Here is a 2,737-nt window from a genome sequence, read left to right as displayed (position 1 = left end):
GGGGCGGTGCGGCGGCCGACAAGCCCCCTCGCCACAAACACTGGTGTTGCCGCTACAACCCATCCCCCAGCACCTTTATGTACTCCGGGCTTTCGCTGATCGAGTTATGCCCCGTACCCGGTATCACCTGCAGTGACGCCACGCCTTTGGCGAAGTGTGTGTACAAACGCTCGGTGCTCGAACGCGGAATCACTTCATCATGCTCGGCGGCAATCAGGCGAGTCGGCACCGTGATGCGGGAAGCGTACTGCCAGGACGGGTATTTGTCCTTCAACAACCAGCGCACCGGAAACCAGCGGAACTGTCGGGCGGCGAGCCCTTCGAGGCTGTTGTAGGGCGTGATCAATACCAGCCGTGCCACCGGGCGCTGGCTGGCCAGGCGCACGGCAACGCCCGAACCCAGGCTGCGTCCGACCACCGCCACATGCGGATGGCTGGCATGCACCTGGTCGAACAACGTGATGGCATCGCGGGCAATGGCCTCTTCGGAAGGCGAGCCGGAACTCCCGCCATAGCCACGGTAATGCAGCAGGTACAGGGCGTAGTCAGGGAACGCTTGGGAGAACTCGGGCAAGTTGCGCGAGACGTCTTCGGCATTGCCGCCAAAATAAATCAGCGCGTTGGGACCCTCGTGAGGGCGGACGGAGACCAGCACCTGTGCGTCGGCGACCGGCAGGGTGAGCAGCGCCCCGGATGTCCCGACGGCGCGAGGCTGCGGGTAGTAAATAAGTGCCCGTTGAAACACGAACAGCGCCACGCACAGCGCCAGGTACAACGCAGCGACGATGACGATGAGTAACACCAGGGTGCGCGACATTCGACTAACGTTAGTGGGCGGCATTGACTGCTCGGGGTTAGAACGCGGCTACTGCCGGAAGGCTTTCAGAGTGTAGTCAATCGACTCATGGCGCGGGTTATCCGGAGTGTCGACGCGATGGGCCGAATCCCGGCGACTGGTGAGAAGCGTTTTATGAGCCATCCTGAGGGTTGATCCATAGAGAAATACTCACGCTGACTGCCGGTGCTTCGGCGGTCTACGGCAGGTGCGCAACTGGCGCCGTCGACGGGAACAGGAGGCTAGACCATGCAGACCCGCGCCATTCCTTCCAGCAACGAGTCCTTGCCGATCGTAGGGTTGGGCACTTATCGCGGATTCGATGTCGAGCCTTCGCAACCGGCCTGCAAAGATTTGCCCGCAGTGCTGGATGCGTTGTTCGACAAGGGTGGCAAGCTCATCGACAGCTCGCCGATGTACGGTCGCGCCGAACAGACCACCGGCGAACTGCTGTCGATTCATGAGCCGCGCTCGCCGGCGTTCCTGGCCACCAAGGTGTGGACCCGGGGCCGCGAAGAAGGCATCGCGCAGATGGAGCAATCCTTCGCCCTGCTGCAGACCGACCGGATCGACCTGATGCAGATCCACAACCTGCTGGACTGGCAGACGCACCTGCCGACCCTGCGCCACTGGAAGGAAAAAGGGCGCATTCGCTACATCGGCATCACCCATTACACGGCGTCGGCCTATGAAGAAGTGGAAGCGGTACTCAAGGCCGAGCCGCTGGATTTTTTGCAGATCAACTACGCGCTGGATGATCGCGGTGTCGAGAAACGCCTGCTGCCGTTGTGCCGCGAGCGTGGGGTGGCGGTGATTTGCAACCGGCCGTTCGGCGGTGGCGGCTTGTTAGCCAGGCTGAAGGAAAAACCGCTACCGGGCTGGGCGGCGCAAGTCGGGGTCAAGAGCTGGCCGCAACTGGCGCTGAAGTTCCTGCTGTCGCATTCGGCGGTGACCTGCGTGATTCCGGGCACCGGCAACCCGCGCTACATGGCGGAAAATGCCCGGGCCGGTTTCGGCCCGATGCTGACCGATGCCCAGCGCCAGCAACTGATTGCGCTGGTGGGCTAGCGACGTGTTCAACCCGTTACGGCGAGTCGTCGAACCTCTCCTATACTGATTCGCGTCCATGCCGCTGGCAGTTCATTCGTTGTTCTGGCGGCGTCCCTGTCCATTACTGCAAGGAGATCGAACATGGCAATTCGCATTGGCGACGAAGCACCGGATTTCACCGCCGACACCACCGAAGGCACCCTCAATTTTCACCAGTGGATCGGCGATGGGTGGGCCATCCTGTTTTCCCATCCCAAGGATTTCACCCCGGTGTGCACCACCGAACTGGGTTACCTGGCCAAACTCAAGCCGGAATTCGACAAGCGCAACACCAAGGTCATCGGCCTCAGCGTCGACCCGGTCAGTGACCACAACCGCTGGGTCGGTGACATCGCCGAGACCCAGGGCAGCGCGGTCAACTATCCGCTGATCGGCGATGAAAACCTGGTGGTGGCCAAGCTCTACGACATGATCCACCCCAATGCCAGCGGCGGCGCGCGCACGGCAGTGGACAACGCCACGGTGCGTTCGGTGTTCATCGTCGGCCCGGACAAGAAGGTCAAGGCCATGCTGATCTACCCGATGAGCGCCGGACGCAACTTTGACGAAGTGCTGCGCCTGCTCGATTCCCTGCAACTGAATGCCAGGCACACCGTCGCCACGCCGGTGAACTGGCGGCCGGGTGAGGATGTGATCATCCCGACGTCGGTGTCTGATGAAGAAGCGAAGAAGAAATACCCGGATGGTTTCAAGACACTGAAGCCGTATCTGCGGACGGTGGCTCAGCCGAAGTAACCTCGGCAGCCCTGAAACCGCCTTCGCGGGCAAGTCGGATCGCCGCACCGCCGCTCC

Annotated in this window: 3 protein-coding genes; 2 read left to right on the top strand and 1 reads right to left on the bottom strand. The window is 61.9% G+C overall.

What is annotated here, in order from left to right; translation table 11 throughout:
* Window positions 1-52 precede the first annotated feature (52 nt).
* Complete coding sequence (locus PMI29_RS01450) at window positions 53-841, bottom strand: alpha/beta hydrolase (RefSeq protein WP_008004184.1); 789 nt, start codon at window positions 839-841, stop codon at window positions 53-55.
* Between the two features lie 243 nt (window positions 842-1,084).
* On the opposite strand from PMI29_RS01450, the gene PMI29_RS01455 reads away from it, so the two are divergent.
* Together PMI29_RS01455 and PMI29_RS01460 are read left to right on the top strand one after the other, a co-directional pair.
* Window positions 1,085-1,903, top strand: coding sequence for an aldo/keto reductase (locus PMI29_RS01455; RefSeq protein ID WP_008004182.1), 819 nt, complete (start codon window positions 1,085-1,087; stop codon window positions 1,901-1,903).
* Window positions 1,904-2,026: 123 nt separating this feature from the next.
* Complete coding sequence (locus tag PMI29_RS01460) at window positions 2,027-2,680, top strand: peroxiredoxin (RefSeq protein ID WP_008004181.1); 654 nt, start codon at window positions 2,027-2,029, stop codon at window positions 2,678-2,680.
* Window positions 2,681-2,737 lie beyond the last annotated feature (57 nt).

Origin of the sequence: Pseudomonas sp. GM49 (assembly GCF_000282355.1) — a bacterium.
In the GTDB taxonomy this organism is placed as follows: Bacteria; Pseudomonadota; Gammaproteobacteria; order Pseudomonadales; family Pseudomonadaceae; genus Aquipseudomonas.
The sequence above is the reverse complement of the archived record's forward strand: the minus strand, read 5'-3'. Positions and strand labels throughout refer to the sequence as shown.

What these genes read in the sequence shown, in the direction of transcription:
- PMI29_RS01450 (WP_008004184.1), bottom strand. Translation starts at nt 841, where the DNA reads ATGCCGCCCACTAACGTTAGTCGAATGTCGCGCACCCTGGTGTTACTC.
- PMI29_RS01455 (WP_008004182.1), top strand. Translation starts at nt 1,085, where the DNA reads ATGCAGACCCGCGCCATTCCTTCCAGCAACGAGTCCTTGCCGATCGTA.
- PMI29_RS01460 (WP_008004181.1), top strand. Translation starts at nt 2,027, where the DNA reads ATGGCAATTCGCATTGGCGACGAAGCACCGGATTTCACCGCCGACACC.